Here is a 246-nt window from a genome sequence, read left to right as displayed (position 1 = left end):
CTACGTCGGGACCATTCTGCCAAGAAGGACATGCCGCGTAATATATCATATTCAAAAAACCTCGGAAAGCAAGGCTTAAGCCATTCCATATCGATGACGCTTCTATTTTGTTTAGAACATACAAGACGATGCTCAATTAAATACCGTGCGCCTTCATCTAAGAAAACGGCTTCCTGTTCAGTAAATTCACGGTCTGTATGCCATAAGATAGCTTCAAGCGGAGGAAGTGTTGAAACAATAGAGCTC

At 42.3% G+C, this 246-nt stretch carries 1 pseudogene; it reads right to left on the bottom strand.

What is annotated here, in order from left to right:
* Positions 1 to 246: pseudogene (locus G9G54_RS25940) on the bottom strand (hypothetical protein); the annotation flags it as partial.

This window comes from Paenibacillus sp. EKM212P (assembly GCF_011066115.1).
GTDB lineage: Bacteria > Bacillota > Bacilli > Paenibacillales > Paenibacillaceae > Paenibacillus > Paenibacillus polymyxa_B.
The sequence above is the reverse complement of the archived record's forward strand: the minus strand, read 5'-3'. Positions and strand labels throughout refer to the sequence as shown.